Below are 24,914 nucleotides of genomic sequence, written 5' to 3' on the forward strand. Positions count from 1 at the left end.
CTCCAGCACGATACGCGACTCGACTTCTTCCTCCAGGGCCAGGCCAGCCAGCTCGTCGGGGTCGATTGGGCTGATGAAGTCCGGGAAGGCCTGGCGCACCAGCAGCGGCTTTTTCTGCCAGTAGTCGCGCATGAATTCGCGGGCCGAGATGCCGCCGAGCAGCTGCAGTGGAGTATCAGGATTCATGTTCAACCTATTGAAAAAACGTAATTTTCGTACGGGAATAAAAACGCCCGGCCAGGCCGGGCGTTATATGCGGCGGTCCGCTTAGACGCGTTTGGCCTGGGCTGCCGCGTTACCGATGTAGGTAGCAGGGGTCAGCAGCTTGAGCTCGGCCTTGGCTTCGGCTGGCATGTCCAGGCCGTCGATGAAGGTCAGCAGCGCTTGTGGGGTGATGCCCTTGCCACGGGTCAGCTCTTTGAGCTTTTCGTAGGGGTTTTCGATGTTGAAGCGGCGCATCACGGTCTGGATCGGTTCGGCCAGCACTTCCCAGCAGGCGTCCAGGTCGGCGGCGATGCGGGCTTCGTTCACTTCCAGCTTGCCGATGCCTTTCAGGCTGGCTTCGTAGGCAATGACGCTGTGGGCGAAGCCTACGCCCAGGTTGCGCAGCACGGTGGAGTCGGTCAGGTCACGCTGCCAGCGCGAGATTGGCAGTTTGCTGGCCAGGTGCTGGAACAGGGCGTTGGCGATACCCAGGTTGCCTTCGGAGTTTTCGAAGTCGATCGGGTTGACCTTGTGCGGCATGGTCGAAGAGCCGATTTCGCCGGCGACGGTCTTCTGCTTGAAGTAGCCCAGCGAAATGTAACCCCATACGTCACGGTCGAAGTCGATCAGGATGGTGTTGAAGCGGGCGATGGCGTCGAACAGTTCGGCGATGTAGTCGTGTGGCTCGATCTGGGTGGTGTACGGGTTGAACTGCAGGCCCAGCTCGTCTTCGATGAAAGCGCGGGCGTTGGCCTCCCAGTCGATCTGCGAGTAGGCCGACAGGTGGGCGTTGTAGTTGCCCACGGCGCCGTTGATCTTGCCCAGCAGCGGTACGGCGGCAACCTGGGCGATCTGGCGCTCCAGGCGGTACACGACGTTGGCCAGTTCCTTGCCCAGGGTGGTCGGCGAAGCCGGCTGGCCGTGGGTGCGCGACAGCATCGGCACGTCGGCGTGAGCGTGGGCCAGGGCACGAATGGCCTCGGCGATCTGGCGCATCAGCGGCAGCAGCACGTCGTCACGGCCAGCACGCAGCATCAGGGCGTGGGACAGGTTGTTGATGTCCTCGCTGGTGCAGGCGAAGTGGATGAACTCGCTGACCTTGGCCAACTCAGGCAACTGGGCGGCCTGCTCCTTGAGCAGGTATTCGATCGCCTTGACGTCGTGGTTGGTGGTGCGCTCGATTTCCTTGACGCGCTCGGCGTGCTCAAGCTTGAAATCGCTGGCCAGGGTGTCCAGCAGGGCGTTGGCCTCGGCAGAGAACGCCGGCACTTCGCCGATTTGCGGGTGGGCGGCCAGGCGCTGCAACCAGCGCACTTCGACCAGGGCGCGGAAACGGATCAGGCCGAATTCGCTGAAGATGGGGCGCAAGGCCTGGGTTTTGCCGGCGTAACGGCCGTCTACAGGGGAAACCGCAGTGAGCGAAGAAAGCTGCATGGGGTGTTCTCGGACAGTCAGGCTTTTGGAAGGGCGCATATCATACATGAAAAATGCGCCTGGGTCGGGTGGCTGACCAAAGGTCGGCCCAATTTGGATCTGGTGGGGGCCCTGTGGGAGCGGGCATGCCCGCGAACACCGGCGTAGCCGGTACCATATACCGCGTCGCCTGCTTCGCGGGCATGCCCGCTCCCACAAGGGGCTGCCCAGCCCGTCAGTTGGGGCTGCGCATCATGTCGTACAGCTCGTTCAGCAGTTTGCGCCGGCTGAACACCAGTTGCCAGCGGTGCCCGCCCAGCTGGCGCCACAGGCGCGCGGCGCGGATGCCGGAGAGCAACAGGGCGCGGATTTTCGAGGCGTTGCTGGCTTGCTGCAGGAAGCGCATGTCGCCGTGTACCTGGATGCGCTGGCGCAGGGTGCTCAAGGTGTCCTGGTACAAGGCTCCGCTGGAAGCGATGACATTTTCGTGGACCAGGCCGAAGTGATCGGCCTGCGACTGGATTTGTGGCAGGCGGTTGCCGATGGTGTCGAGCAGGTCGCCGCGCTTGTTCAACTGGCGCTCCAGGCCCAGCATCGACAGGGCGTAGCGCAGGGGCTCGCGCTGCAGGCTGCTGGGGTCGCGCTCCAGGGCGCCGACCAGCGCGCGATAGCCATCGCGCAGGTTCAGGTCGTCGCCGCCGAACACTTCCAGGGTGTCTTTGGGGTCGCGTACCAGCAAGCTGCCTAGCATGCAGCCGATGTTGGCCTCGCTGGCCTGGCCGGTGCGGGCGATGCGGTCAACCAGTACGGCTGCCTGGAATACGCCGCCCAGGGCAATCAATTGCTCGCGCAGTGTGCTCATGCCCGCGGGCTCCACGGCTCGGCCGCCTCGATCACGCCGCCACCCAGGCACACCTCGCCATCATAGAACACCACCGACTGGCCCGGCGTCACGGCGCGCTGGGGCTCGTCGAACACGGCGCGGTAGCCGCCGTCGGTCAGCGCCAGGGTGCAGCGCTGGTCGCTCTGCCGGTAGCGTACCTTGGCGGTGAGCTGGCGCGGGCTGCTCAGGTCCACCGGGTTGACCCAGAAGATTTCCGACGCGAGCAGGGCGCGGGAGAACAACCATGGGTGTTCGTTGCCCTGGCCGACCACCAGCACGTTGCGGGTCAGGTCTTTGTGCAGCACGTACCAGGGCTCGTCACCGGCGTCCTTCAGGCCGCCGATACCCAGGCCCTGGCGCTGGCCGATGGTGTGGTACATCAGGCCATGGTGGCGGCCGATCACCTCGCCTTCGGTGGTTTCGATATTACCTGGCTGGGCGGGCAGGTACTGCTTGAGGAAGTCGCTGAAGCGGCGTTCACCAATGAAGCAGATGCCGGTGGAGTCCTTTTTCTTGGCGGTGGCCAGGCCGTGTTTTTCGGCAATGGCGCGGACCTCGGGTTTTTCCAGTTCGCCCACCGGGAACAGCGTGCGGGCGATTTCCTTGCCGCCAACGGCGTGCAGGAAGTAGCTCTGGTCCTTGTTCGGGTCAAGGCCTTTGAGCAGTTCGGTAACGGCGCCGGTGTCGCGGCGGCGTACATAGTGGCCGGTGGCAATCAGGTCTGCACCCAGCGACAGGGCGTAGTCGAGGAACGCCTTGAACTTGATTTCGCGGTTGCAGAGGATGTCCGGGTTGGGCGTGCGGCCGGCCTTGTACTCTTCGAGGAAGTGCTCGAACACGTTGTCCCAGTACTCGGCGGCGAAGTTGGCGGTGTGCAGCTTGATACCGATGCGGTCGCACACGGCCTGGGCGTCGGCCAGGTCTTCACGGGCGGTGCAGTATTCGGTGCCGTCGTCTTCTTCCCAGTTCTTCATGAACAGCCCTTCCACCTGGTAGCCCTGCTCGATGAGCAGAAGGGCGGAGACGGAAGAGTCCACGCCGCCGGACATGCCGACGATGACGCGGGTCTTGGCGGGGTCTTTGAGTGCTGGGCTGGTCATGGGTACCGGTGTGTATCAAGGGGGAAAAACGCCGATTCTATCAAAGCCGCGGCGCTACGTCAGTCGCGCAGCAGCGCAAGGCTGTGCAGCGGGCCTGCAAGGTAATCGTCCAGGCAGCGCGGCACCAGCTCGCTGCGCCAGCGGGTGGGGTCGGCCAGCAGCTCTTCGCGGGTCAGCCAGACAGCGCGGACGATGTCGCTGTCCAGGGCCAGGTCGGCATGGTGGCGCACGGGGCGGGCGGCAAAGCAGATGCGCTGGTAGGTCACGCCGTTGCTGGGCGCAGTGTACAGGTAGATGCCGACCACGCCGGTGAGCTCGACTTCCCAGGCGGTTTCTTCCAGGGTTTCGCGCAGGGCGGCCTGGGGCAGGGTCTCGTTGGCTTCCAGGTGCCCGGCGGGCTGGTTGAAGACGTGCCGGTTGGCTTTGAATTCCTCGACGAACAGGAATTTGCCGTCCCGCTCGACGATGGTGGCGACGGTGATGTGGGGTTGCCAAGACACGGTCGATGCTCTCCCTAAGTAGCAAGTAGCAAGTAGCAAGTAGCAAGTAGCAAGTAGCAAGTTGAAGCAATCCGCACCGCTTCGACTTGTAGCTTGTAGCTTGAAACTTGCAGCTGAAAAAGCACAAACCCCGGTGCGTGGCCGGGGTTTGTGCTGTTACGTCAAGCGGACCTTACAGGGCGGCGATGGCGCTGTTCAGGGTCTGGCTTGGGCGCATCACCTTGGCGGTCAGCTCGGCATCCGGGGCGTAGTAGCCACCGATGTCGGCTGGCTTGCCCTGAACGGCGTTGAGCTCGGCGACGATGGTCTCCTCGTTCTCGGTCAGGGTCTTGGCCAGTGGGGCGAAGCGTGCCTGCAGGGCGGCGTCGTCGCTCTGTGCAGCCAGGGCCTGGGCCCAGTACAGGGTCAGGTAGAAGTGGCTGCCGCGGTTGTCGATACCGCCAACTTTGCGCGATGGCGACTTGTTGGTGTCGAGGAACTTGCCGGTTGCCTGGTCCAGGGTGCTGGCCAGAACCTTGGCGCGCGGGTTGTCGTAGGTGTTGCCCAGGTGCTCCAGGGAAGCGGCCAGGGCCAGGAATTCACCCAGCGAGTCCCAACGCAGGAAGTTCTCTTCGACCAGCTGCTGCACGTGCTTGGGTGCCGAACCGCCGGCGCCGGTTTCGAACAGGCCGCCGCCACTCATCAGCGGCACGATCGACAGCATCTTGGCGCTGGTGCCCAGCTCCATGATCGGGAACAGGTCGGTCAGGTAGTCGCGCAGTACGTTACCGGTAACCGAGATGGTGTCCTTGCCTTCGCGAATGCGGGCCAGGGAGAACTTGATGGCGTCGACCGGGGCCATGACACGAATGTCCAGGCCGGCGGTGTCGTGATCCTTCAGGTACTTTTGCACCTTCTCGATCATCACGCCGTCGTGGGCACGGGCCGGGTCCAGCCAGAACACCGCTGGGGTGTCGCTGAGGCGGGCACGGTTGACGGCCAGCTTGACCCAGTCCTGGATCGGCGCGTCCTTGGTCTGGCACATGCGGAAGATGTCACCGGCCTCGACGTTCTGCTCCAGAACCACGTTGCCCTTGCTGTCGACCACGCGAACCACGCCGTCGGCCTTGACCTGGAAGGTCTTGTCGTGGGAGCCGTACTCTTCGGCTTTCTGCGCCATCAGGCCAACGTTCGGCACGCTGCCCATGGTGGTCGGGTCGAAGGCGCCGTTGGCCTTGCAGTCTTCGATGGTGGCCTGGTAGATGCCGGCGTAGCAACGGTCCGGGATCACTGCCTTGGCGTCTTGCAGTTCGCCAGCGGTGTTCCACATCTTGCCCGAGTCACGGATCATGGCCGGCATCGAGGCGTCGACGATCACGTCGCTCGGTACGTGCAGGTTGGTGATGCCCTTGTCGGAGTTGACCATGGCCAGGGCCGGGCGCTGGGTGTACAGGGCCTGGATATCGGCTTCGATCTCGGCTTGCTTGTCAGCTGGCAGGTCCTTGATGCGGGCGTACAGGTCGCCGATGCCGTTGTTGGCGTTGAAGCCGACTTCGGCCAGGGCGGCGGCGTGCTTGGCCAGCACGTCGTTGTAGAACTCTTCGACGATGACGCCGAACATGATCGGGTCGGAGACCTTCATCATGGTGGCTTTCAGGTGTACCGACAGCAGCACGCCGGTGGCCTTGGCGTCGGCGATCTGCTCGGCGATGAAGGCCTTCAGGGCCTTGCGGCTCATGGTTGCGCAGTCGATGACTTCGGCAGCCTTGACCGCGGTCTTTTCCTTCAGCACGGTGGTGCTGCCGTCTTTGCCGACCAGTTCGATACGTACGCTGTCGTCAGCTTCGATCAATGCAGCCTTTTCGCTGCCGTAGAAGTCGCCTTGGGTCATGTGGGCGACGTGCGACTTGGAGTCGGCGGCCCAGGCGCCCATCTTGTGCGGGTGCTTGCGCGCGTAGTTCTTGACCGACAGCGGTGCGCGGCGGTCGGAGTTGCCTTCACGCAGGACCGGGTTCACGGCCGAACCTTTGATGCGGTCGTAGCGGGCGCGGGATTCTTTCTCTTGCTCGGTGGCCGGCTCGTCGGCGTAGTCAGGGATGTTGTAGCCCTTGCCTTGCAGCTCCTTGATCGCGGCTTTGAGCTGCGGTACCGAGGCGCTGATGTTCGGCAGCTTGATGATGTTGGCTTCAGGGGTGGTAGCCAGCTGGCCCAGTTCCGCCAGGTGATCGCCTACTTGCTTCTCTGCGCCCAGTTGCTCCGGGAAGGCGGCAAGGATACGGCCAGCCAGGGAGATGTCGCGAGTTTCGACAGCGATGTCAGCCGAAGCGGTGAACGCTTCGATGATCGGCAGCAGCGAGTAGGTGGCGAGGGCAGGGGCTTCGTCGGTGAAGGTATAGATGATCTTGGAACGGGTGGGCATGCGGGTTAACTCTCTGTGTGCTGAGCGTGCTCGAGTCTCGTGGTGCGCAGGGTAAGGCGCATCGCCCTGGCAAGCCATGAGCGGAAAGTCGAGAAGCTGCGAGCGGTGATGGTGGATGCATCAGTCGAGCGTCAAGTGCTGAACTGCGGTAACAGCCCAGGCTTTGGCAGCCAGGCGGAAAAGGCCCGGCTTTTCGGCCGATCACGGCCCAGGGCGGTCCGCATTTTCCTGGGATTCGCCCCGATGACCCAACGGTCGCGGCGGAGTATACCAAACCATTTGGCCTAATCAGCAAGGCCAAGTGATATCGGCCCATTTATAAGACCAAAGACTGAGGGGCAATGTGGCGTAATGCCGCAGCGCTGGCGGGGTGTTCTGCGCGGGCGCGCCCGCGCCCACGCCGTCAGCTTGCAGGTCGGCAGATGTGGTTTAGGCTCATTGCTACGCTTGATGTCCAACCCACACCCGATAGCGGAGTAGTGCAAGCATGGCATACCAGAAAATCAAGGTTCCGACCGACGGCGCCAAGATCACCGTCAATGCAGACCATTCGCTCAACGTGCCTGACCAGCCGATCATTCCCTACATCGAAGGCGACGGGATCGGCGTTGACGTCTCACCGGTGATGATCAAGGTGGTCGATGCCGCTGTGCAGAAAGCCTATGGCGGCAAGCGCAAGATCGCCTGGATGGAGGTGTACGCCGGCGAAAAGGCCACCCACGTCTACGACCAGGACACCTGGCTGCCGCAGGAAACCCTCGACGCCGTGCGTGACTATGTGGTGTCGATCAAGGGCCCGCTGACCACCCCGGTGGGTGGCGGCATCCGTTCGCTGAACGTGGCTTTGCGCCAGCAGTTGGACCTGTATGTGTGCCTGCGCCCTGTGCTGTGGTTCCAGGGTGTGCCAAGCCCGGTTAAAAAACCGGGGGATGTCGACATGGTGATCTTCCGGGAGAACTCCGAAGACATCTATGCCGGCATAGAATGGAAAGCCGGTTCGCCGGAAGCAGACAAGGTGATCAAGTTCCTCAAGGAGGAAATGGGCGTTACCAAGATCCGTTTCGACCAGGACTGCGGCATTGGTATCAAGCCGGTTTCCCGCGAAGGGACCAAGCGTCTGGTACGCAAAGCCCTGCAATATGTGGTGGATAACGACCGCGAGTCGCTGACGCTGGTGCACAAGGGCAACATCATGAAGTTCACCGAAGGTGCCTTCAAGGACTGGGGCTACGAAGTGGCGCGTGACGAGTTCGGTGCCGAGTTGCTCGACGGCGGGCCGTGGATGAAGTTCAACAACCCCAAGACCGGCCGCGAAGTGATCGTCAAGGACGCCATTGCCGACGCCATGCTCCAGCAGATCCTGCTACGCCCGGCCGAGTACGATGTGATCGCCACGCTCAACCTCAACGGCGACTATTTGTCTGACGCCCTGGCGGCGGAGGTGGGCGGCATCGGTATCGCCCCGGGGGCCAACCTGTCCGACACCGTGGCCATGTTCGAGGCTACCCACGGCACGGCGCCCAAGTATGCCGGGCAGGACAAGGTCAACCCGGGTTCGGTGATTCTTTCGGCAGAAATGATGCTGCGCCACATGGGCTGGACCGAGGCCGCCGACCTGATCATCAAAGGCACCAATGGCGCGATTGCGGCCAAGACCGTGACTTACGACTTCGAGCGCCTGATGGACGGTGCCACGCTGGTGGGAAGTTCGGGCTTCGGCGATGCCATGATCAAACATATGTAAGCGAATGTGAAACGGCCGCTTCTGGTAAAGAAGCGGCCTTTCTTTTCGTTTATCCGCTGGCAGGGCAGTCGGTCAGGCGTCGGCCGTGCTGCCCACGGGCTGTGCACTGGCCGGCGCGGGCGCAGCCGTGGATGCACTTCTGATGTTGACGGCATGAAAACCTTTCGGGCCTTGGATGACATCGAAGGTCACGGCCTGGCCGGCCTTGAGCGTCTTGTACCCGTCCATCTGGATGGCTGAATAATGAGCGAACAAGTCGTCGTTCTTGCCCTCTTCATTGACGAATCCATAGCCCTTGGCATTGTTGAACCACTTGACTTTACCGCTTGCCATCCCTATGTCCCTCTGCAAAGGACTCCATCACTGGAGTATCATCCACTTCATCCGCATACGAACCTTGCGAAAAAATCTGGTTGACTGCGCGGATCTTTATCGACCACGGTGGGTTCCTATTGGTTGTAACACCGTTTTGCCGATAGTCAAGGTCATGCAGCGGCTGCACCAATGGCCGTTCGCAGGGTCAACCCACAACCTTAACCTGTCGATGTGATGAAATTCTTTCCATGCATGCACACAGCCAGATTCGACTAACATTCAATCAGGATCGTCCTCAATCGAATGAGGACGATGGCTCCGGTCTGGCGGTTCAGGAAGCCAAGCCGATCCTGCAGGCGCCACCGATGTACAAGGTGGTTTTGTTCAACGATGACTACACACCGATGGATTTCGTCGTCGAAGTGCTCGAGACGTTCTTCAGTCTGAACCGCGAGCTGGCGACCAAGATCATGCTGACCGTCCATACCGAGGGGCGGGCAGTGTGCGGATTGTTTACCCGTGACATCGCCGAAACGAAGGCTATGCAGGTCAACCAATACGCCAGGGAAAGCCAGCATCCGCTACTCTGTGAAATCGAGAAGGACGGTTAATCGCCGACCACTTGGGTATGAGGTGAAGCTATGTTAAACCGCGAGCTCGAAGTCACCCTCAATCTTGCCTTCAAGGAGGCCCGTTCGAAGCGTCATGAATTCATGACCGTCGAACATCTGCTGCTGGCACTCCTGGACAATGAGGCTGCCGCGACCGTTCTGCGCGCCTGTGGCGCCAATCTCGACAAGCTCAAGCACGACCTGCAAGAGTTCATCGATTCGACCACGCCGCTGATTCCTGTCAACGATGAAGACAGGGAAACCCAGCCAACCCTGGGCTTCCAGCGTGTGCTGCAACGCGCCGTGTTCCACGTACAAAGCTCTGGCAAGCGTGAAGTGACCGGCGCCAACGTACTGGTGGCGATCTTCAGCGAACAGGAAAGCCAGGCCGTGTTCCTGCTCAAGCAGCAGAGCGTGGCCCGCATCGATGTGGTCAACTACATCGCCCATGGCATCTCCAAGGTGCCGGGGCATGGCTCGCAATCCGAGAGCGACCAGGACATGCAGGACGAAGAGGGCGGTGAAACCTCTTCTTCCAGCAACCCGCTGGACGCCTATGCCAGCAACCTCAACGAGCTGGCACGTGCTGGCCGTATCGACCCGCTGGTAGGCCGCGAGCAGGAAGTGGAGCGCGTTGCGCAGATCCTTGCCCGCCGCCGCAAGAACAACCCGCTGCTGGTGGGTGAGGCCGGGGTGGGCAAAACGGCGATTGCCGAAGGGCTGGCCAAGCGTATTGTCGATGGCCAGGTGCCTGACCTGCTGGCACAGAGCGTGGTGTACTCGCTCGACCTGGGCGCGCTGCTGGCCGGTACCAAGTACCGCGGCGACTTCGAGAAGCGCTTCAAGGCGCTGCTTGGCGAGCTGCGCAAGCGGCCGCAGGCCATTCTGTTCATCGATGAGATCCACACCATCATCGGTGCCGGTGCAGCGTCGGGTGGGGTAATGGATGCGTCCAACCTGCTCAAGCCGCTGTTGTCTTCGGGTGAAATCCGCTGCATCGGCTCCACGACCTTCCAGGAATTCCGTGGCATCTTCGAGAAGGACCGTGCCTTGGCGCGGCGCTTCCAGAAGGTAGACGTCAGCGAACCCTCGGTTGAAGACACCGTGGGCATCCTGCGCGGCCTGAAAGGGCGGTTCGAAAGCCACCACAATATCGAGTACAGCGACGAAGCCCTGCGCGCCGCCGCCGAGCTGGCCTCGCGCTACATCAATGACCGGCACATGCCGGACAAGGCCATCGACGTGATCGACGAGGCTGGCGCCTACCAGCGCCTGCAGCCGGAGGCCAGCCGCGTCAAGCGCATCGACGTGCCGCAGGTGGAGGATATCGTCGCCAAGATTGCGCGAATTCCGCCGAAGCATGTCAGCAGTTCCGACAAGGAACTGCTGCGTAACCTGGAGCGCGACCTGAAGCTGACCGTCTTCGGTCAGGACCAGGCCATCGATTCGCTGTCCACGGCCATCAAGCTGTCGCGTGCCGGCCTCAAGGCACCTGACAAGCCAGTGGGTTCGTTCCTGTTTGCCGGCCCTACCGGCGTCGGCAAGACCGAAGCGGCCCGGCAATTGGCCAAGGCGCTGGGTGTGGAGCTGGTGCGCTTCGATATGTCCGAGTACATGGAGCGCCATACCGTTTCGCGGTTGATCGGTGCACCGCCCGGCTATGTCGGGTTCGACCAGGGTGGTCTGCTGACCGAGGCGATTACCAAGCAGCCGCACTGCGTGTTGCTGCTCGACGAAATCGAGAAGGCGCACCCGGAGGTCTTCAACCTGCTGCTGCAGGTGATGGACCACGGTACCCTTACCGACAACAACGGGCGCAAGGCCGACTTCCGTAACGTGATCCTGATCATGACCACCAACGCCGGCGCGGAAACCGCGTCGCGGGCCTCGATCGGCTTCACCCATCAGGACCATGCGTCCGATGCGATGGAAGTGATCCGCAAGAGCTTTACGCCAGAGTTCCGCAACCGCCTGGATACCATCATCCAGTTTGGCCGCCTGAGCACCGAAACCATCAAGAGCATCGTCGACAAGTTCCTTATCGAACTGCAGGCGCAGCTCGAAGACAAGCGCGTGCTGCTTGAGGTCAGCGACGAGGCCCGCGGCTGGCTGGCGGCCTCGGGGTATGACGTGCAGATGGGCGCGCGGCCGATGGCGCGGTTGATTCAGGACAAGATCAAGCGGCCGCTGGCCGAGGAGATCCTGTTTGGTGAGTTGGCCGAGCATGGCGGTGTGGTGCACGTCGACTTGCGCGATGGCGAGTTGGTGTTCGACTTCGAGACCACGGCTGAAGTAGCGTGATACATGGGGCTGCAACGCAGCCCCTTACAAACTTGAAGGCATGAAAAAGCCCGGCACTTGGCCGGGCTTTTTCATGGCTGGAGCTTAGCGCGCACGGTAGGTGATGCGGCCCTTGCTCAGGTCATAAGGCGTCAGCTCGACGCGGACCTTGTCGCCAGTGAGAATACGGATGTAGTTTTTGCGCATCTTTCCGGAGATGTGCGCGGTTACGACGTGCCCGTTTTCCAACTCCACGCGGAACATGGTGTTGGGCAGGGTGTCGACGACAGTACCTTCCATTTCGAAGCTGTCTTCTTTCGACATGCAGTTGAGCCCTCGGTGTCCAGTGTTGGCCCGACGCATATCCGCACCGGGCAAAAAAGTGGCGTGGATTATGCCGGAAAACTGTGTGTCAAGCCAATGCTTTCAGTTGAGGGTGACCCAGCGCTGGTTTATCAACAATTCGATGGGCCGATACTGTGTCTTGTAGTTCATCTTCTTGCAGTTCTTGATCCAGTAGCCCAGGTACACCGCCTCCAGATCCTTGCGCAGGGCTTCGCCGATCTGCCAGAGAATGGCGAAACGGCCCAGGCTGCGGCGCTCTTCGTCGGGCTCGTAGAAGGTGTAGACCGCTGACAGGCCATTGGGCAGCACGTCGCACACGGCCACTGCCATCAGCCGGCCGGCCAGGCGAAATTCGTAGAACCAGCAGAAGGGCAGGTCCCGCACCAGGAAGGTGGAAAACTGGTCGCGGCTGGGTGGGTACATGTCACCGTCGGCATGGCGGGTTTCGATATAACGCCGGTACAGCTCGAAGTACTCTTCCTTGAACGCCGGGCGCGCTGCGCTCACGGTGAGGTCGGCATTGCGCTTGAGGATGCGCCGCTGCTGGCGGTTGGGAATGAAACGGGCCGCGGGAATGCGCGCCGGCACGCAGGCGTTGCAGTTCTGGCAGTGGGGGCGATACAAGTGGTCGCCACTGCGGCGAAAACCCATGTCCGACAAGTCGGCATAGACGTTCACGTCCATTGGCTGGCTGGGGTCGAGGAACAGCGTGGTTGCCTGCTCGTCGGGCAGGTAACTGCAGGAGTGGGGTTGAGTGGCATAGAACTTCAACCGCGCCAACTCTGTCATGATCAACCCCTCGGTGAGACTTTGTTCTAAGTGTAAGCCAGCCAGGGAAAACCGCCTAGGCAACCACCCAGGTCGCGCTGTTGGGCTGGTCGAGGTGGCGGGCCAGGTAGCGGGCGAACTCGGCGCGGCTGATGGCATGGGCGCCGAGGCTGTGCAGGTGGTTGGTGGGCATCTGGCAGTCGATCAGTACGAAGCCGGCCTGGCGCAGGTGCTCGACCAGGGTCACGAAACCGACCTTGGAGGCGTTGTCGGCGCGGCTGAACATCGATTCGCCGAAGAATAACTGGCCCATGGCCAGGCCGTACAGGCCGCCGACCAGTTCGCCGTGCTGGCGTACTTCGACCGAGTGGGCAATGCCGCGACGGTGCAGTTCGCAGTAGGCGTTGCGCATGGTGTCGGTGATCCAGGTGCCGTCGGCGTAATCGCGGGGGGCGGCGCAGGCGTCGATGACCGCCGGGAAGTCGCTGTCGAAACTGACCTGGTAGCGCCCCTGGCGCATCAGCTTGGCCAGCGAGCGCGATACGTGAAGCTGGTCGGGCAGCAACACCGTGCGCGGGTCGGGTGACCACCACAGGATCGGCTGGCCGTCCTGGTACCAGGGGAAGCAGCCATGGCGGTAGGCCTGCACCAGCCGTTCGGGGCTCAGGTCGCCGCCGGCGGCGAGCAGGCCGTTGGGTTCGTGCAGGGCCTTTTCCAGGGGCGGGAAGGTCAGCGAGTCGCGGGTCAGCCAGGTGAGCATGGTCTATCGTGCGGTGGGGGAGGGGAGCGGGCAGCATGGCGTGCGCGCCCGGCAGGGTCAATGGCTGAGCGCCCGCAGCGCCGGCCAGGGCCGGCACGGCCGCGGAATTCGGGCAATTTCCTGCACATTGATGAAACCACAGGCACCATCCGCTACATTTGCTGTCATACCTGTGCAAAAACACAGCATAAGCCTTTGTCACGAAAGAAAATGCGTGCTCAAATTGCAGGCATGTGAAAGTCGCCCCCGCTTGAGCGCCTTATGGCGCGCCGTCATGGCAGTGGGCGGGCAGTAATGTTAAAAGTAGTGGTTCATTGGCCGCACTGCCGGCCGAGCACTATTGGACGCGCAACACGCGCAGGAATAGACGTGTTTTGAAGAAATCCACCGCAACCCCAGCTCCCTTGCCCGTGCCCCTGTGGCGGCAGCAGCTGCATTATCGCCTCAAGGAAGGTGCGTTGATCGCCGTTGGCGCTCTGTGCCTGTACCTGTGGATGGCGCTGCTGACCTACGACACTTCGGATCCGGGCTTCAGCCACACCGCCACCGTCGACCAGGTGCAGAACGCCGCCGGGCGTGCCGGTGCCTACTTTGCCGACATCCTGTTCATGGTGTTGGGTTACTTCGCCTATATCTTCCCGCTGCTGCTGGCGGTGAAAACCTGGCAGATCTTCCGCCAGCGCCATCAGCCCTGGGACTGGAGCGGCTGGCTGTTTTCCTGGCGGCTGATCGGCCTGGTGTTCCTGGTGCTGTCGGGGGCGGCGCTGGCGCATATCCACTTCCATTCGCCTGCGAGCTTGCCGTTTTCAGCCGGCGGCGCCCTGGGCGAAAGCCTTGGCGACCTGGCGCGCAACCTGCTGAATGTGCAGGGCAGTACGCTGATGTTCATTGCCCTGTTCCTGTTCGGCCTGACCGTGTTCACCGACCTGTCGTGGTTCAAGGTGATGGACCTGACGGGCAAGATCACCCTCGACCTGTTCGAACTGGTGCAGGGCGCCGCCAATCGCTGGTGGGAAGCCCGCAACGAACGCAAGCGCCTTGAAGCGCAGTTGCGTGAGGATGAGCCTGCGGTGAAGGCCGCGCCAACGGTCGCCGAGAAACGCGAACCCGCCAAACCGGCGCTGCGTGAGCGCATCTTCAAGCGCGAAGAGGCGCCGGCAGCGGTGGTCGAGCCCCGCGAGCCGACCCTCGGGCGCGAGCCCGTGGCCCCGGTCCGCGAACCGGCCCTGGCCCGCGAGCCGGTGGTGCCGCCCCGCGAGCCAAGCCTTGCCCGTGTGCCGTCGTCCACGCCAACCATCGTGCCCCCGGCCGCAGACAAGGCGCCAGAGCCGAGCAAGCGGGTGATGAAAGAGAAGCAGACGCCGCTGTTCATCGACAGCGCCGTGGAGGGCACGCTGCCGTCGATATCCATCCTCGACCCGGCCGAACAGAAGAAGATCGAGTACTCGCCAGAATCCCTGGCCGGTGTCGGTCAGCTGCTGGAAATCAAGCTCAAGGAGTTCGGCGTTGAGGTCTCGGTGGACTCCATCCACCCAGGCCCGGTGATCACCCGTTACGAAATCCAGCCTGCCGCTGGCGTCAAGGTCAGCCGTATCGCCAACCTGGCCAAGGACCTGGCACGGTCGCTGGCGGTGACCAGCGTGCGTGTGGTCGAGGTCATCCCCGGCAAGACCACCGTGGGTATCGAGATCCCCAACGAAAACCGCCAGATGGTGCGTTTCTCCGAAGTGCTGGCCACGCCGCAGTACGACGAGCAGAAGTCCCCTGTCACCCTGGCCCTGGGCCATGACATTGGCGGCAAGCCGGTGATTACCGACCTGGCCAAGATGCCCCACCTGTTGGTGGCCGGTACCACGGGTTCCGGTAAGTCGGTGGGGGTCAACGCGATGATCCTGTCGATCCTGTTCAAGTCCAGCCCGGAAGACGCGCGGCTGATCATGATCGACCCGAAAATGCTCGAGCTGTCGATCTACGAAGGCATTCCGCACCTGTTGTGCCCGGTGGTCACCGACATGAAGGACGCCGCCAACGCCCTGCGCTGGAGCGTGGCCGAGATGGAGCGCCGCTACAAACTGATGGCGGCCATGGGTGTGCGTAACCTGGCCGGCTTCAACCGCAAGATCAAGGACGCCCAGGAAGCCGGGGAAATCATCCACGACCCGCTGTACCGCCGCGAAAGCATGGACGACGAGCCGCCGGCGCTGAAAACCCTGCCGACCATCGTGGTGGTGGTCGACGAATTCGCCGACATGATGATGATTGTCGGCAAGAAGGTCGAAGAATTGATCGCCCGTATCGCGCAGAAAGCGCGTGCGGCGGGCATTCACCTTATCCTCGCCACCCAGCGCCCGTCGGTCGACGTGATCACCGGTCTGATCAAGGCCAACATCCCGACCCGCATGGCCTTCCAGGTGTCGAGCAAGATCGACTCGCGGACCATCATCGACCAGGGCGGTGCCGAACAACTGCTGGGCCACGGTGACATGCTGTACATGCCGCCGGGCACCAGCCTGCCGATCCGGGTGCATGGCGCGTTCGTTTCCGACGACGAGGTGCACCGCACGGTCGAGGCGTGGAAGCTGCGCGGCGCCCCAGACTACAACGACGACATTCTCAATGGCGTGGAAGAAGCCGGCAGCGGCTTCGACGGCGGCGGCGGTGGTGGTGATGGCGACGATGCCGAAACCGATGCGCTGTATGATGAAGCGGTGCAGTTCGTGCTCGAGAGCCGTCGTGCTTCCATTTCTGCGGTACAGCGCAAACTGAAGATCGGCTACAACCGTGCCGCCCGCATGATCGAGTCGATGGAAATGGCCGGCGTCGTTACCCCGATGAACAGCAACGGCTCGCGGGAAGTGATTGCCCCAGGCGGCCCGCGCGACTGATGAACACCCTGCCGGGCGCCAGCGTTGGCGCCTGGCCCTTTCAATGCTCAATGAGGATTCCCATGCGCGCGATTCGCATGCTGTTGGTTTCTGCCCTGACCCTGGGCTCGGTTACCGCTTATGCCGGTGAGCAGGATGTGCAACGCCTGACCCAGTTGCTGGAAAAGTCACAGACCATCGAGGCCAATTTCTCCCAGCTGACCTTGGGCGCCGATGGCACCAGCCTGCAGGAAACCTCGGGCAAGATGACCGTCAAGCGTCCGGGCCTGTTCTACTGGCATACCGACGCACCGCAGGAGCAAGTGGTGGTGTCGGACGGCAAGAACGTCACCCTGTGGGACCCGGACCTGGAACAGGCCACCATCAAGAAGCTCGACGTGCGCCTGAACCAGACTCCGGCGCTGCTGCTGTCGGGTGATGTGTCGAAAATCAGCCAGAGCTTCGACATCACCTCGAAGGAGCAGGGCGAAGTGATGGACTTCACCCTCAAGCCGAAAACCAAGGACACCTTGTTCGACTCGCTGCGCGTGTCGTTCCGCAAGGGCCTGATCAATGACATGCAGCTGATCGACAGCGTCGGCCAGCGCACCAACATCCTGTTCAATGGCGTCAAGGCCAACCAGGCGGTGCCGGACAGCAGGTTCAAGTTCGACATTCCCAAAGGCGCGGACGTGATCAAGGAGTAACCAGAGCTCGCCATGGACCTGTTTCGAAGCGAACCTGTCGCCCAGCCTCTGGCGGCCCGCCTGCGCCCGTCCAACCTGGACGAGTACGTAGGCCAGGAGCACCTGCTGGCGCGCGGCAAACCGCTGCGCGAGGCATTGGAGCAAGGCGCGCTGCACTCGATGATCTTCTGGGGCCCGCCAGGGGTAGGCAAAACCACCCTGGCGCGGCTGCTGGCGCAGTTCTGTGATGCCCATTTCGAAACCGTGTCGGCGGTACTGGCCGGGGTCAAGGAAATTCGCCAGGCGGTGGAGGTTGCCAAGCAGCAGGCAGGGCAATACGGCCGCCGCACCATTCTGTTCGTCGACGAGGTGCACCGCTTCAACAAGTCGCAGCAGGATGCCTTCTTGCCCTACGTGGAAGACGGCACCCTGCTGTTCATTGGCGCCACCACCGAAAACCCCTCGTTCGAGCTTAACAACGCACTGTTGTCGCGGGCGCGGGTGTATGTGCTCAAAAGCCTGGACGAGGCGGCGTTGCGCAAGCTGGTCGACCGCGCCCTCACCGAGGAGCGTGGCCTGGGCAAGCGCAACCTGCGGGTGGGCGACGATGCCTTCAAGATGCTGATGGCCGCCGCAGACGGCGATGGCCGGCGCATGCTCAATTTTCTCGAAAATGCCTCGGACCTGGCCGAAGACGGCAGTGAAATCGACGTCGAGATGCTGCAGAGCCTGTTGGGCGACAGCCGTCGCCGTTTCGACAAGGGCGGCGAAGCCTTCTACGACCAGATTTCCGCGCTGCACAAATCGGTACGCGGCTCCAACCCGGACGGCGCCCTGTACTGGTTCGCGCGCATGCTCGACGGCGGCTGCGACCCGCTGTACATCGCCCGCCGTGTGGTGCGCATGGCCAGCGAAGACATTGGCAACGCCGACCCGCGGGCGCTCGGCTTGTGCCTGGCGGCCTGGGATGTACAAGAGCGCCTGGGTAGCCCCGAAGGCGAGCTGGCGGTGGCCCAGGCCATCACCTACCTGGCCTGTGCGCCGAAGAGCAACGCGGTGTACATGGGCTTCAAGACCGCCCTGCGCGAAGCCGCCGAGCATGGCTCGCTGGAAGTGCCACTGCACTTGCGCAATGCGCCCACCAAGCTCATGAAGCAACTGGGTTATGGCGACGAGTACCGCTACGCCCATGACGAGCCCGACGCCTATGCAGCCGGCGAGGACTACTTCCCCGATGCACTCGAGCCGCGCCAGTACTACCAGCCGGTGCCGCGCGGCCTGGAACTGAAAATCGGCGAGAAGCTGCGCCACCTGGCCGACCTGGACCGCAACAGCCCCCGTCAGCGGAGAAAACCATGATTGCCTTGATCGCTGCAGTGAGTGCCGGGGGCGTCGCCGGTACGTTGCTGCGCTTTGCCACCGCCAATTGGGTCACCGTCCACTGGCCACGGCACTTCTATGCCGGTACGCTGGCGGTCAACCTGGTTGGCTGCCTGCTGATCGGCCTGCTCTACGGCTTGTTCCTGCACAAGCCACTGGCGCCGGTCGAGTTGCGCGCCGGCTTGATCGTCGGCTTCCTTGGTGGCCTTACGACTTTTTCCTCTTTTTCGCTCGATACCGTGCGCCTGATGGAAAGCGGGCAAGTACCGCTGGCGTTGGGCTATACCAGTATCAGCGTAGTGGGCGGGCTGCTCGCGACCTGGGCCGGCCTGTCCCTGACCCGTTTCTGAACCAACACCTACCTATAACGAGAGAACGATATGCTCGATTCCAAACTGTTACGCGGCCAACTTCAGGAAGTGGCGGATCGCCTGGCCTCCCGTGGCTTCAGCCTGGATGTCGCGCGCATCGAATCACTGGAAGAACGCCGCAAGGCGGTGCAGACCCGTACCGAGCAGCTGCAGGCCGAGCGTAACGCCCGTTCCAAGTCCATCGGCCAGGCCAAGGCCAAGGGCGAGGACATCGCCCCACTGATGGCCGATGTCGAGCGCATGGCCAATGAGCTGGCGGCCGGCAAGGCCGAGCTGGACGAGATCCAGGCCGAGCTGGACGGCATCCTGCTGACCATCCCCAACTTGCCGGATGCCAGCGTACCGGTCGGTGCCAGCGAAGACGACAACGTTGAAGTGCGCCGGTGGGGCACCCCGCAAACCTTCGATTTCGACATCAAGGACCACGTTGCCCTGGGTGAACTCAGCGGTGGCCTGGACTTCGAAGCCGCCGCCAAGCTGTCCGGCGCACGCTTTGCCGTGCTGCGCGGGCCGATTGCCCGCCTGCACCGCGCCCTGGCGCAGTTCATGATCAACCTGCACACCGGCGAGCACGGTTACGAGGAACACTACACCCCGTACCTGGTGCAGGCCCCAGCGCTGCAGGGCACTGGCCAGTTGCCGAAGTTCGAAGAAGACCTGTTCAAGATCACCCGCGAAGGCGAGGCTGACTTCTACCTGATCCCGACTGCCGAGGTGTCGCTGACCAACCTGGTGGCAGGCGCGATTCTGGATGCCAAGCAACTGCCGCTGAAGCTGGTTGCCCACACCCCGTGCTTCCGCAGTGAAGCGGGCGCTTCCGGCCGGGACACCCGCGGCATGATCCGCCAGCACCAGTTCGACAAGGTCGAGATGGTGCAGGTGGTGGAGCCGGCGAAATCGATGGAAGCCCTGGAAGGGCTGACGGCCAACGCCGAGCGCGTGCTGCAGCTGCTGGAGCTGCCGTACCGCGTGCTGGCCCTGTGCACCGGCGACATGGGCTTCGGCGCGGTGAAAACCTATGACCTGGAAGTGTGGGTGCCGAGCCAGGACAAGTACCGTGAAATCAGCTCGTGCTCCAATTGCGGCGACTTCCAGGCGCGCCGCATGCAGGCCCGCTGGCGCAACCCGGAAACCGGCAAGCCTGAACTGGTACACACCCTCAACGGGTCCGGCCTGGCGGTTGGCCGTACCTTGGTTGCGGTGCTGGAAAACTACCAGCAGGCCGACGGCTCGATCCGCGTGCCAGAGGTGCTGAAGCCTTACATGGGCGGCGTCGAGGTCATCCGCTAAATGGATTATCTGCCGCTGTTCCACAAGCTGCAGGGCGGCCGTGTACTGGTCGTCGGCGGCGGTGAGATCGCCTTGCGCAAGGCGCGCTTGCTGGCGGATGCCGGGAGTGTGCTGCGCGTGGTGGCGCCGGACGTCGACGGCCAGTTGGCTGCGTTGGCCCGGGAAGGTGGCGGTGAGGTGCTGGTGCGTGGCTACCAGGCCGCCGACCTGGTCGGGTGCCGGCTGGTGATCGCCGCCACTGACGACCCTGGGCTGAACGCGCAGGTGTCGGCTGATGCGCAGGCCGTCAGCCTGCCAGTCAACGTGGTGGACGCGCCGGCCTTGTGCACGGTGATCTTCCCGGCGATTGTCGACCGTTCACCGTTGGTGATTGCGGTGTCCAGTGGCGGGGACGCTCCGGTGCTGGCGCGTCTGATTCGCGCCAAGCTGGAAGCCTGGATCCCGGCTGCCTACGGTGAGCTGGCCGGGCTGGCGGCGCGGTTCCGGCACAAGGTCAAGTCCTTGTATCCGGACGTGAACCAGCGCCGTGGCTTCTGGGAGACCGTGTTCCAGGGCCCGATCGCCGAGCGCCAGCTGGCCGGGCAGGGCGCCGAAGCCGAACGCCTGTTGCAGGCGATGGTGGAGGGCGCACCGGTGCAGCAGGGGGGCGAGGTGTACCTGGTAGGTGCGGGCCCGGGCGACCCGGACCTGCTCACCTTCCGCGCCTTGCGCCTCATGCAGCAGGCCGATGTGGTGCTGTATGACCGCCTGGTGGCCCCGGCGATCATCGATATGTGCCGGCGTGATGCCGAGCGTATCTACGTTGGCAAGCGCCGCGCTGACCACGCCGTACCGCAGGACCAGATCAACCGCCTGTTGGTTGACCTGGCCCAGCAAGGCAAACGCGTGCTGCGCCTGAAGGGCGGCGACCCGTTCATCTTTGGGCGCGGTGGCGAAGAGATCGAAGAGCTGGCCGAGCATGGCATCCCCTTCCAGGTGGTGCCGGGCATTACGGCGGCCAGTGGCTGTTCCGCCTATGGCGGCATTCCACTGACCCATCGCGACCATGCCCAGTCGGTGCGCTTCGTGACCGGGCACCTCAAGGATGGCACCAGCAACCTGCCATGGAACGACCTGGTGGCGCCGGCCCAGACCCTGGTGTTCTACATGGGTTTGGTGGGCTTGCCTACGATCTGCGCAGAGCTGATTCGCCATGGGCGTGCGGCCAGTACCCCGGCGGCCTTGGTGCAGCAGGGTACTACGCGTAACCAGCGGGTGTTCACCGGTACCTTGGCGGACTTGCCGGAGCTGGTGGCCCAGCATGAAGTGCATGCGCCGACCCTGGTGATTGTTGGGGAGGTGGTGCAGTTGCGCGACAAGCTGGCCTGGTTTGAAGGTTCGCAGAACAGCTGAAACCGCCGGGGCCGCTTTGCGGCCCATCGCGACACAAGGCCGCTCCTACACACCCTGTAGGAGCGGCCTTGTGTCGCGATGGGCTGCAAAGCAGCCCCCAGTGCCTCAACCCTGCCAAATCCCTTTACCCACCAACCGCTCCCGATCATGCGGCTGGTTGAAATCCTGCAACGGTCCCTTAGGCACGATCCCGTTCGGGTTGATGGTCTTGTGGCTCATGTAATAGTGCTTCTGGATATGCTCCATATCCACCGTCCCCGCCACCCCCGGCCACTGGTACAGCTCACGCAGCCAGTTCGACAGGTTGTGATAATCGCTGAGGCGCCGCAGGTTGCACTTGAAGTGCCCGTGATACACAGCGTCGAAGCGCACCAGCGTGGTGAACAGACGCACATCGGCTTCAGTCAGGTATTCGCCCGCCAGGTAGCGATTGCGGCCTAACAGATCTTCCAGGTAATCCAGTTCGTTGAACACATCATCGAACGCCGCCTCGTAGGCCTCCTGCGTAGTCGCGAAGCCGGCGCGATAGACGCCGTTGTTCACCGCCGGATAGATACGTTCATTCAGCGCCTCGATGGCCGGGCGCAGCGGCGCTGGGTACAGGTCGAGGGTGTTGCCGGTTAACTCGTTGAACGCGCTGTTGAAAATGCGAATGATCTCAGCCGACTCATTGTTGACGATGCGTTTCTCTTTCTTGTCCCACAGCACGGGTACTGTCACCCGGCCGGTGTAGTGCGGGTCGTCCTGGGTATAACGCTGATGCAGGTACTGCAGTGCATCGAGGTGATCGCCGCTGGAGCCTTGCTGCTGGTCGAAGGTCCAGCCATGGTCTTGCATCAGCCAGCTCACTACCGAAACGTCGATCAACGGCGCCAGGCCTTTGATGGCGCGGAAGATCAACGTGCGGTGGGCCCAAGGGCAGGCCAGCGACACGTACAGGTGGTAACGGCCGGCTTCGGGGGCGGGCAACGAATGGCGGCGCTGGGCGTTTTCGCGTTTGAAGGTGCCGTCCTTGCCGTTTTCATACCACTGATCATGCCAGCGGCCGTCGATCAAAAGGCCCATGGTGAGCTCCTGGAACAAAGGGTTTGTCGTTGGAGCCCAGTCTAGGCCAGATCGTTCGAAGAAATAGCGCAAAGATCGGGGTGGTGTTATCGACTAAATCGATCTATCACGGTTATCCCAATAGGCCTGCGCGTTCGTGAAGGCTTGTTCCCGGGTCTGCTCCAGGCCGCGCAGTGCCAAGGCCATGGTCGCGATCAGCGCTTTCTCGCCGTAGCTGTCTTGCACTTCACCACGCCAGAAGGCGAGCAAATGCTCCGGTTGCAGCGTGGCGGGCTTGACGTGACGGCGCTCGCTGAGCGCCGGCCATTCCTCATCCCAGGCTACGCCGGCAGTGGTGCCGTAGAGGTGGCTGATGACGTCCGGGTTGACCTCGATCTCGCCGCCATCGCCCTTGATCACCACGGCATGGTCGCCCAGCAGGCGGCTGGCCTCCCGGTGCACCGCCTGGTAACCGGGGTGGAAGATGCTTTGCAGGCCGCAACGCGCGCCCAGCGGGTTGAGCACCCGCGCCAGGGAGTGGATGGGCGAGCGCAGGCCCAGGGTGTTGCGCAGGTCGATCATGCGCTGCAGTTGCGGCGCCCAGTCGTGCAAAGGGAAAAACGCCAGCTGATACTGGCCAAGGGCGGAGTCGACCGCTGCCCAGTCGCGGCACATGGGGATATGCAACAGGCCGAGCAGCTGCTCGGTATACAGGCGCCCGGCTGTGTGTGCACCGCCGCCATGCATCAGGATGCGAATACCATTGCCGGCCAGGCATTTGGCGGCCAGCAGGTACCAGGGTAAGTGGCGCTTCTTGCCAGCGTAGGTTGGCCAGTCCAGGTCCACGGCAATGCGCGGGGCCTGCAGGTGGCCGCGTAGCGCTTCGGTGAAGCCGGCCAGCTCTTCGGCGCTTTCTTCCTTGTGCCGCAGCAGCATCAGGAAGGCGCCCAGCTGGGTGTCCTCGACCTTGCCTTCCAGCAGCAGGGTCATGGCAGCCCGTGCTTCCTCGCGGGTAAGGCCGCGCGCGCCGCGCTTGCCTTTGCCAAGAATGCGCACGAATTCAGCGAACGGGTGTTCAGCCGGAGTTTCCAGGGTCAGCGGGCGGGCTTGATTCAAGGGTGGCAGGGTCATATGCAATTGGTCGGCTTGGGCAGGCCCGCCAGCTTGGCGGCAAGTTTGGCGGGGGTGCCATTGAACAGGCGGTTCAGGTGCGGGCTATTGCCCTTGTCAGGGCCAAGCTTCAGGGCGGTGTACTTGATCAGTGGGCGGGTGGCCGGGGACAGCTGGTACTCCTGGTAGAACTGTCGCAGCAGTTCGAGGATTTCCCAGTGGTCCGCGGTCAGGGCAATGCCCTCGCGCTCGGCAAGGGCCTCGGCGGCTGCATGGGACCAGTCTTGCAGGTCGACCAGGAAGCCGTCCTTGTCCAGGGCGATCGCCTGATCGGCAACGGTGAGGGTATTCATAGCCAGCTGTTGACCTTGTCGTAGTGCAGCGACAGTTCGACGAACCCGGCGTAGTCCACGGCCTTGGCCAGGTCGTTGCCGACCGCGCGGGCTTGCAGGTCTTCGTCCAGGGCGAACAGGCGCTGGGCCAGGCTGGCGGCTTGCAACTGGCGGTACGCTTCGCTGCCGCTGCGCAGGGCGTACACCGCATCGCCGCACAGCAGCAGGGCGTCGTGCGCGCCAAGCAGGCGCAGGCAACTGGCCAGGCGCTCGTCGCCGAACGGGGAGTGGGCAATTACGTGCAGGGTCGTCATCAGAGCGTTACCACCTGGTCGAAACGGGCGATCAGTGCGGTCAGTGCCGCGTCATCCAGCACTTGCACTGGCAGTGCCAGGCTGTCGGCGGCGAGGCCACGGCGGGTGAGGCTGTGGTTGCAGGCGAACAGTTCTTCGACGCCGAACATCGGCAACGCCTGCAGGTTGGCGGCCAGGTTCTTATGTTGCACGGCGGCAGGTTGCTGGTTTGGCGCCAGCTGGAACACGCCATCGTCGAGGAACAGCATGCCCAGCGGCAGGTCGAACGCGCCACCGGCCAGGGCGATGTCCAGCGCCTCGCGGGCAGATGGGCCGTTCCACGGCGCCTGGCGGCTGATGATCAACAAGGATTTGGCCATTTCAGTCGCCTCCAAAGCAGACAAGGCGGTCGGCGACTTGCGCGGCCTCGTGCAGTTGCCCCAGGCCGGACAACTCCCATGGCCTGGGCAGGTTCACGGCCGGGCGCTGATAGCGGTTGGCCTCGGCCTCGTCGAGCACGCCACGGCGCAAGGCGGCGGCGATGCACACCACGGCATCCAACTGGTGGGTCTCGATAAAGGCACGCCACTGCGCGGCCACGTCCACTTCATCCTGGGGCGCGACCACGTTGGCCGAGGCACTGTGTACCCCGTCCTGATAGAAGAACAGCCGGGCAATTTCATGCCCGCCGGCCAGCACCGCCTCGGCATAGCGCAAGGCGCGCCGCGAGGAGGGCGCATGGGCCGGGGAGAACACCGCGATAGCGAATTTCATGGGTAACTCATGCAAAGGAATACCGCCATGATAAAGCAAAAAAGCCCGCGCCCGCTT

General features: G+C 63.0%; 24 protein-coding genes and 1 pseudogene. 9 read left to right on the forward strand and 16 right to left on the reverse strand.

Features of this window, described 5'->3' with window-relative positions; genetic code table 11:
- The 6 genes and pseudogenes from APH30_RS11785 to APH30_RS11810 all read right to left on the reverse strand — a co-directional run.
- Window positions 1-186 (reverse strand): annotated as a pseudogene (locus tag APH30_RS11785) (cupin domain-containing protein); the annotation flags it as partial.
- An 81-nt stretch (window positions 187-267) separates the two neighbouring features.
- Window positions 268-1,638, reverse strand: coding sequence for an adenylosuccinate lyase (purB, locus tag APH30_RS11790; RefSeq protein WP_009683124.1), 1,371 nt, complete (start codon window positions 1,636-1,638; stop codon window positions 268-270).
- A gap of 214 nt (window positions 1,639-1,852) precedes the next feature.
- Window positions 1,853-2,479: a high frequency lysogenization protein HflD gene (gene hflD, locus APH30_RS11795; protein ID WP_054912645.1), complete on the reverse strand. Its 627-nt coding sequence runs from the start codon at window positions 2,477-2,479 to the stop codon at window positions 1,853-1,855.
- A complete protein-coding gene (mnmA, locus tag APH30_RS11800; protein ID WP_029887826.1) occupies window positions 2,476-3,600 on the reverse strand; it encodes a tRNA 2-thiouridine(34) synthase MnmA in 1,125 nt (374 codons plus the stop codon). The genes hflD and mnmA overlap by 4 nt, the downstream gene beginning before the upstream one ends.
- Window positions 3,601-3,659: 59 nt before the next feature.
- On the reverse strand, window positions 3,660-4,100 hold the full coding sequence (locus APH30_RS11805) for an NUDIX hydrolase (RefSeq protein ID WP_054912646.1): 441 nt from the start codon (window positions 4,098-4,100) through the stop codon (window positions 3,660-3,662).
- A 172-nt stretch (window positions 4,101-4,272) separates the two neighbouring features.
- The gene (locus tag APH30_RS11810) at window positions 4,273-6,498 is read right to left on the reverse strand and encodes an NADP-dependent isocitrate dehydrogenase (RefSeq protein ID WP_054912647.1); all 2,226 of its coding nucleotides are present in this window, start codon (window positions 6,496-6,498) and stop codon (window positions 4,273-4,275) included.
- A gap of 487 nt (window positions 6,499-6,985) precedes the next feature.
- Between APH30_RS11810 and icd the strand changes: the two genes are divergently transcribed.
- Window positions 6,986-8,242 carry an NADP-dependent isocitrate dehydrogenase gene (gene icd, locus APH30_RS11815; RefSeq protein ID WP_054912648.1) on the forward strand — a complete coding sequence of 419 codons (1,257 nt, stop codon included), beginning with the start codon at window positions 6,986-6,988 and terminating at the stop codon, window positions 8,240-8,242.
- Window positions 8,243-8,314: 72 nt separating this feature from the next.
- On the opposite strand, the gene cspD is transcribed toward icd, so the two are convergent.
- Window positions 8,315-8,575: a cold shock domain-containing protein CspD gene (gene cspD / locus APH30_RS11820; protein ID WP_054912649.1), complete on the reverse strand. Its 261-nt coding sequence runs from the start codon at window positions 8,573-8,575 to the stop codon at window positions 8,315-8,317.
- Window positions 8,576-8,805: 230 nt separating this feature from the next.
- On the opposite strand from cspD, the gene clpS reads away from it, so the two are divergent.
- Together clpS and clpA are read left to right on the forward strand one after the other, a co-directional pair.
- Window positions 8,806-9,168, forward strand: coding sequence for an ATP-dependent Clp protease adapter ClpS (gene clpS / locus APH30_RS11825; protein ID WP_009683116.1), 363 nt, complete (start codon window positions 8,806-8,808; stop codon window positions 9,166-9,168).
- 30 nt (window positions 9,169-9,198) lie between these two features.
- Window positions 9,199-11,469 carry an ATP-dependent Clp protease ATP-binding subunit ClpA gene (clpA, locus tag APH30_RS11830; RefSeq protein WP_054912650.1) on the forward strand — a complete coding sequence of 757 codons (2,271 nt, stop codon included), beginning with the start codon at window positions 9,199-9,201 and terminating at the stop codon, window positions 11,467-11,469.
- Window positions 11,470-11,553: 84 nt separating this feature from the next.
- On the opposite strand, the gene infA is transcribed toward clpA, so the two are convergent.
- The 3 genes from infA to aat form a co-directional block, all read right to left on the reverse strand.
- Window positions 11,554-11,772: a translation initiation factor IF-1 gene (gene infA / locus APH30_RS11835; RefSeq protein WP_002553999.1), complete on the reverse strand. Its 219-nt coding sequence runs from the start codon at window positions 11,770-11,772 to the stop codon at window positions 11,554-11,556.
- A gap of 102 nt (window positions 11,773-11,874) precedes the next feature.
- On the reverse strand, window positions 11,875-12,582 hold the full coding sequence (locus APH30_RS11840) for an arginyltransferase (RefSeq protein ID WP_054904215.1): 708 nt from the start codon (window positions 12,580-12,582) through the stop codon (window positions 11,875-11,877).
- A 55-nt stretch (window positions 12,583-12,637) separates the two neighbouring features.
- On the reverse strand, window positions 12,638-13,321 hold the full coding sequence (gene aat, locus APH30_RS11845; RefSeq protein ID WP_054881605.1) for a leucyl/phenylalanyl-tRNA--protein transferase: 684 nt from the start codon (window positions 13,319-13,321) through the stop codon (window positions 12,638-12,640).
- A gap of 323 nt (window positions 13,322-13,644) precedes the next feature.
- Between aat and APH30_RS11850 the strand changes: the two genes are divergently transcribed.
- The 6 genes from APH30_RS11850 to cysG all read left to right on the forward strand — a co-directional run bounded on the left by APH30_RS11850 (window position 13,645) and on the right by cysG (window position 21,304).
- Window positions 13,645-16,206 (forward strand): DNA translocase FtsK 4TM domain-containing protein, encoded by a 2,562-nt coding sequence (locus APH30_RS11850; protein WP_371262832.1) that lies wholly within the window; start codon window positions 13,645-13,647, stop codon window positions 16,204-16,206.
- 62 nt (window positions 16,207-16,268) lie between these two features.
- Window positions 16,269-16,892, forward strand: a complete 624-nt coding sequence (gene lolA, locus APH30_RS11855; RefSeq protein ID WP_009683108.1) for an outer membrane lipoprotein chaperone LolA — start codon at window positions 16,269-16,271, stop codon at window positions 16,890-16,892.
- Between the two features lie 12 nt (window positions 16,893-16,904).
- Window positions 16,905-18,230, forward strand: a complete 1,326-nt coding sequence (locus APH30_RS11860) for a replication-associated recombination protein A (RefSeq protein WP_054904213.1) — start codon at window positions 16,905-16,907, stop codon at window positions 18,228-18,230.
- Window positions 18,227-18,601, forward strand: coding sequence for a fluoride efflux transporter CrcB (crcB, locus tag APH30_RS11865; protein WP_054912652.1), 375 nt, complete (start codon window positions 18,227-18,229; stop codon window positions 18,599-18,601). The genes APH30_RS11860 and crcB overlap by 4 nt, the downstream gene beginning before the upstream one ends.
- Window positions 18,602-18,631: 30 nt before the next feature.
- Complete coding sequence (serS, locus tag APH30_RS11870; protein ID WP_009683105.1) at window positions 18,632-19,912, forward strand: serine--tRNA ligase; 1,281 nt, start codon at window positions 18,632-18,634, stop codon at window positions 19,910-19,912.
- Window positions 19,913-21,304 carry a siroheme synthase CysG gene (gene cysG, locus APH30_RS11875; protein ID WP_054912653.1) on the forward strand — a complete coding sequence of 464 codons (1,392 nt, stop codon included), beginning with the start codon at window positions 19,913-19,915 and terminating at the stop codon, window positions 21,302-21,304.
- A gap of 105 nt (window positions 21,305-21,409) precedes the next feature.
- Here the strand turns inward: cysG and APH30_RS11880 are convergent, their stop codons facing one another.
- From APH30_RS11880 to tusD, 6 genes are all read right to left on the reverse strand, one after another.
- A complete protein-coding gene (locus tag APH30_RS11880; protein WP_054912654.1) occupies window positions 21,410-22,369 on the reverse strand; it encodes a glutathione S-transferase family protein in 960 nt (319 codons plus the stop codon).
- A 93-nt stretch (window positions 22,370-22,462) separates the two neighbouring features.
- Window positions 22,463-23,464 carry a glycosyl transferase family protein gene (locus tag APH30_RS11885; RefSeq protein WP_054912659.1) on the reverse strand — a complete coding sequence of 334 codons (1,002 nt, stop codon included), beginning with the start codon at window positions 23,462-23,464 and terminating at the stop codon, window positions 22,463-22,465.
- An 11-nt stretch (window positions 23,465-23,475) separates the two neighbouring features.
- A complete protein-coding gene (locus APH30_RS11890; protein ID WP_029887836.1) occupies window positions 23,476-23,811 on the reverse strand; it encodes a TusE/DsrC/DsvC family sulfur relay protein in 336 nt (111 codons plus the stop codon).
- Window positions 23,808-24,104 (reverse strand): sulfurtransferase complex subunit TusB, encoded by a 297-nt coding sequence (gene tusB, locus APH30_RS11895; protein WP_029887837.1) that lies wholly within the window; start codon window positions 24,102-24,104, stop codon window positions 23,808-23,810. The genes APH30_RS11890 and tusB overlap by 4 nt, the downstream gene beginning before the upstream one ends.
- Complete coding sequence (gene tusC, locus APH30_RS11900) at window positions 24,104-24,463, reverse strand: sulfurtransferase complex subunit TusC (RefSeq protein WP_009682095.1); 360 nt, start codon at window positions 24,461-24,463, stop codon at window positions 24,104-24,106. Before tusC ends, tusB begins: the two co-directional genes overlap by 1 nt.
- A 1-nt stretch (window position 24,464) precedes the next feature.
- The gene (gene tusD, locus APH30_RS11905) at window positions 24,465-24,857 is read right to left on the reverse strand and encodes a sulfurtransferase complex subunit TusD (RefSeq protein WP_029887839.1); all 393 of its coding nucleotides are present in this window, start codon (window positions 24,855-24,857) and stop codon (window positions 24,465-24,467) included.
- Between the last annotated feature and the right edge of the window lie 57 nt (window positions 24,858-24,914).

The organism is Pseudomonas sp. NBRC 111127, from assembly GCF_001320345.1.
GTDB classification, from domain to species: Bacteria; Pseudomonadota; Gammaproteobacteria; order Pseudomonadales; family Pseudomonadaceae; genus Aquipseudomonas; species Aquipseudomonas juntendi.

Excerpts from the sequence above, each read along its gene's own strand:
- purB (WP_009683124.1), bottom strand. The coding sequence starts at position 1,638 with ATGCAGCTTTCTTCGCTCACTGCGGTTTCCCCTGTAGACGGCCGTTAC.
- hflD (WP_054912645.1), bottom strand. The coding sequence starts at position 2,479 with ATGAGCACACTGCGCGAGCAATTGATTGCCCTGGGCGGCGTATTCCAG.
- mnmA (WP_029887826.1), bottom strand. The coding sequence starts at position 3,600 with ATGACCAGCCCAGCACTCAAAGACCCCGCCAAGACCCGCGTCATCGTC.
- APH30_RS11810 (WP_054912647.1), bottom strand. The coding sequence starts at position 6,498 with ATGCCCACCCGTTCCAAGATCATCTATACCTTCACCGACGAAGCCCCT.
- icd (WP_054912648.1), top strand. The coding sequence starts at position 6,986 with ATGGCATACCAGAAAATCAAGGTTCCGACCGACGGCGCCAAGATCACC.
- cspD (WP_054912649.1), bottom strand. The coding sequence starts at position 8,575 with ATGGCAAGCGGTAAAGTCAAGTGGTTCAACAATGCCAAGGGCTATGGA.
- clpS (WP_009683116.1), top strand. The coding sequence starts at position 8,806 with ATGCATGCACACAGCCAGATTCGACTAACATTCAATCAGGATCGTCCT.
- clpA (WP_054912650.1), top strand. The coding sequence starts at position 9,199 with ATGTTAAACCGCGAGCTCGAAGTCACCCTCAATCTTGCCTTCAAGGAG.
- infA (WP_002553999.1), bottom strand. The coding sequence starts at position 11,772 with ATGTCGAAAGAAGACAGCTTCGAAATGGAAGGTACTGTCGTCGACACC.
- APH30_RS11840 (WP_054904215.1), bottom strand. The coding sequence starts at position 12,582 with ATGACAGAGTTGGCGCGGTTGAAGTTCTATGCCACTCAACCCCACTCC.
- aat (WP_054881605.1), bottom strand. The coding sequence starts at position 13,321 with ATGCTCACCTGGCTGACCCGCGACTCGCTGACCTTCCCGCCCCTGGAA.
- lolA (WP_009683108.1), top strand. The coding sequence starts at position 16,269 with ATGCGCGCGATTCGCATGCTGTTGGTTTCTGCCCTGACCCTGGGCTCG.
- APH30_RS11860 (WP_054904213.1), top strand. The coding sequence starts at position 16,905 with ATGGACCTGTTTCGAAGCGAACCTGTCGCCCAGCCTCTGGCGGCCCGC.
- crcB (WP_054912652.1), top strand. The coding sequence starts at position 18,227 with ATGATTGCCTTGATCGCTGCAGTGAGTGCCGGGGGCGTCGCCGGTACG.
- serS (WP_009683105.1), top strand. The coding sequence starts at position 18,632 with ATGCTCGATTCCAAACTGTTACGCGGCCAACTTCAGGAAGTGGCGGAT.
- cysG (WP_054912653.1), top strand. The coding sequence starts at position 19,913 with ATGGATTATCTGCCGCTGTTCCACAAGCTGCAGGGCGGCCGTGTACTG.
- APH30_RS11880 (WP_054912654.1), bottom strand. The coding sequence starts at position 22,369 with ATGGGCCTTTTGATCGACGGCCGCTGGCATGATCAGTGGTATGAAAAC.
- APH30_RS11890 (WP_029887836.1), bottom strand. The coding sequence starts at position 23,811 with ATGAATACCCTCACCGTTGCCGATCAGGCGATCGCCCTGGACAAGGAC.
- tusB (WP_029887837.1), bottom strand. The coding sequence starts at position 24,104 with ATGACGACCCTGCACGTAATTGCCCACTCCCCGTTCGGCGACGAGCGC.
- tusC (WP_009682095.1), bottom strand. The coding sequence starts at position 24,463 with ATGGCCAAATCCTTGTTGATCATCAGCCGCCAGGCGCCGTGGAACGGC.
- tusD (WP_029887839.1), bottom strand. The coding sequence starts at position 24,857 with ATGAAATTCGCTATCGCGGTGTTCTCCCCGGCCCATGCGCCCTCCTCG.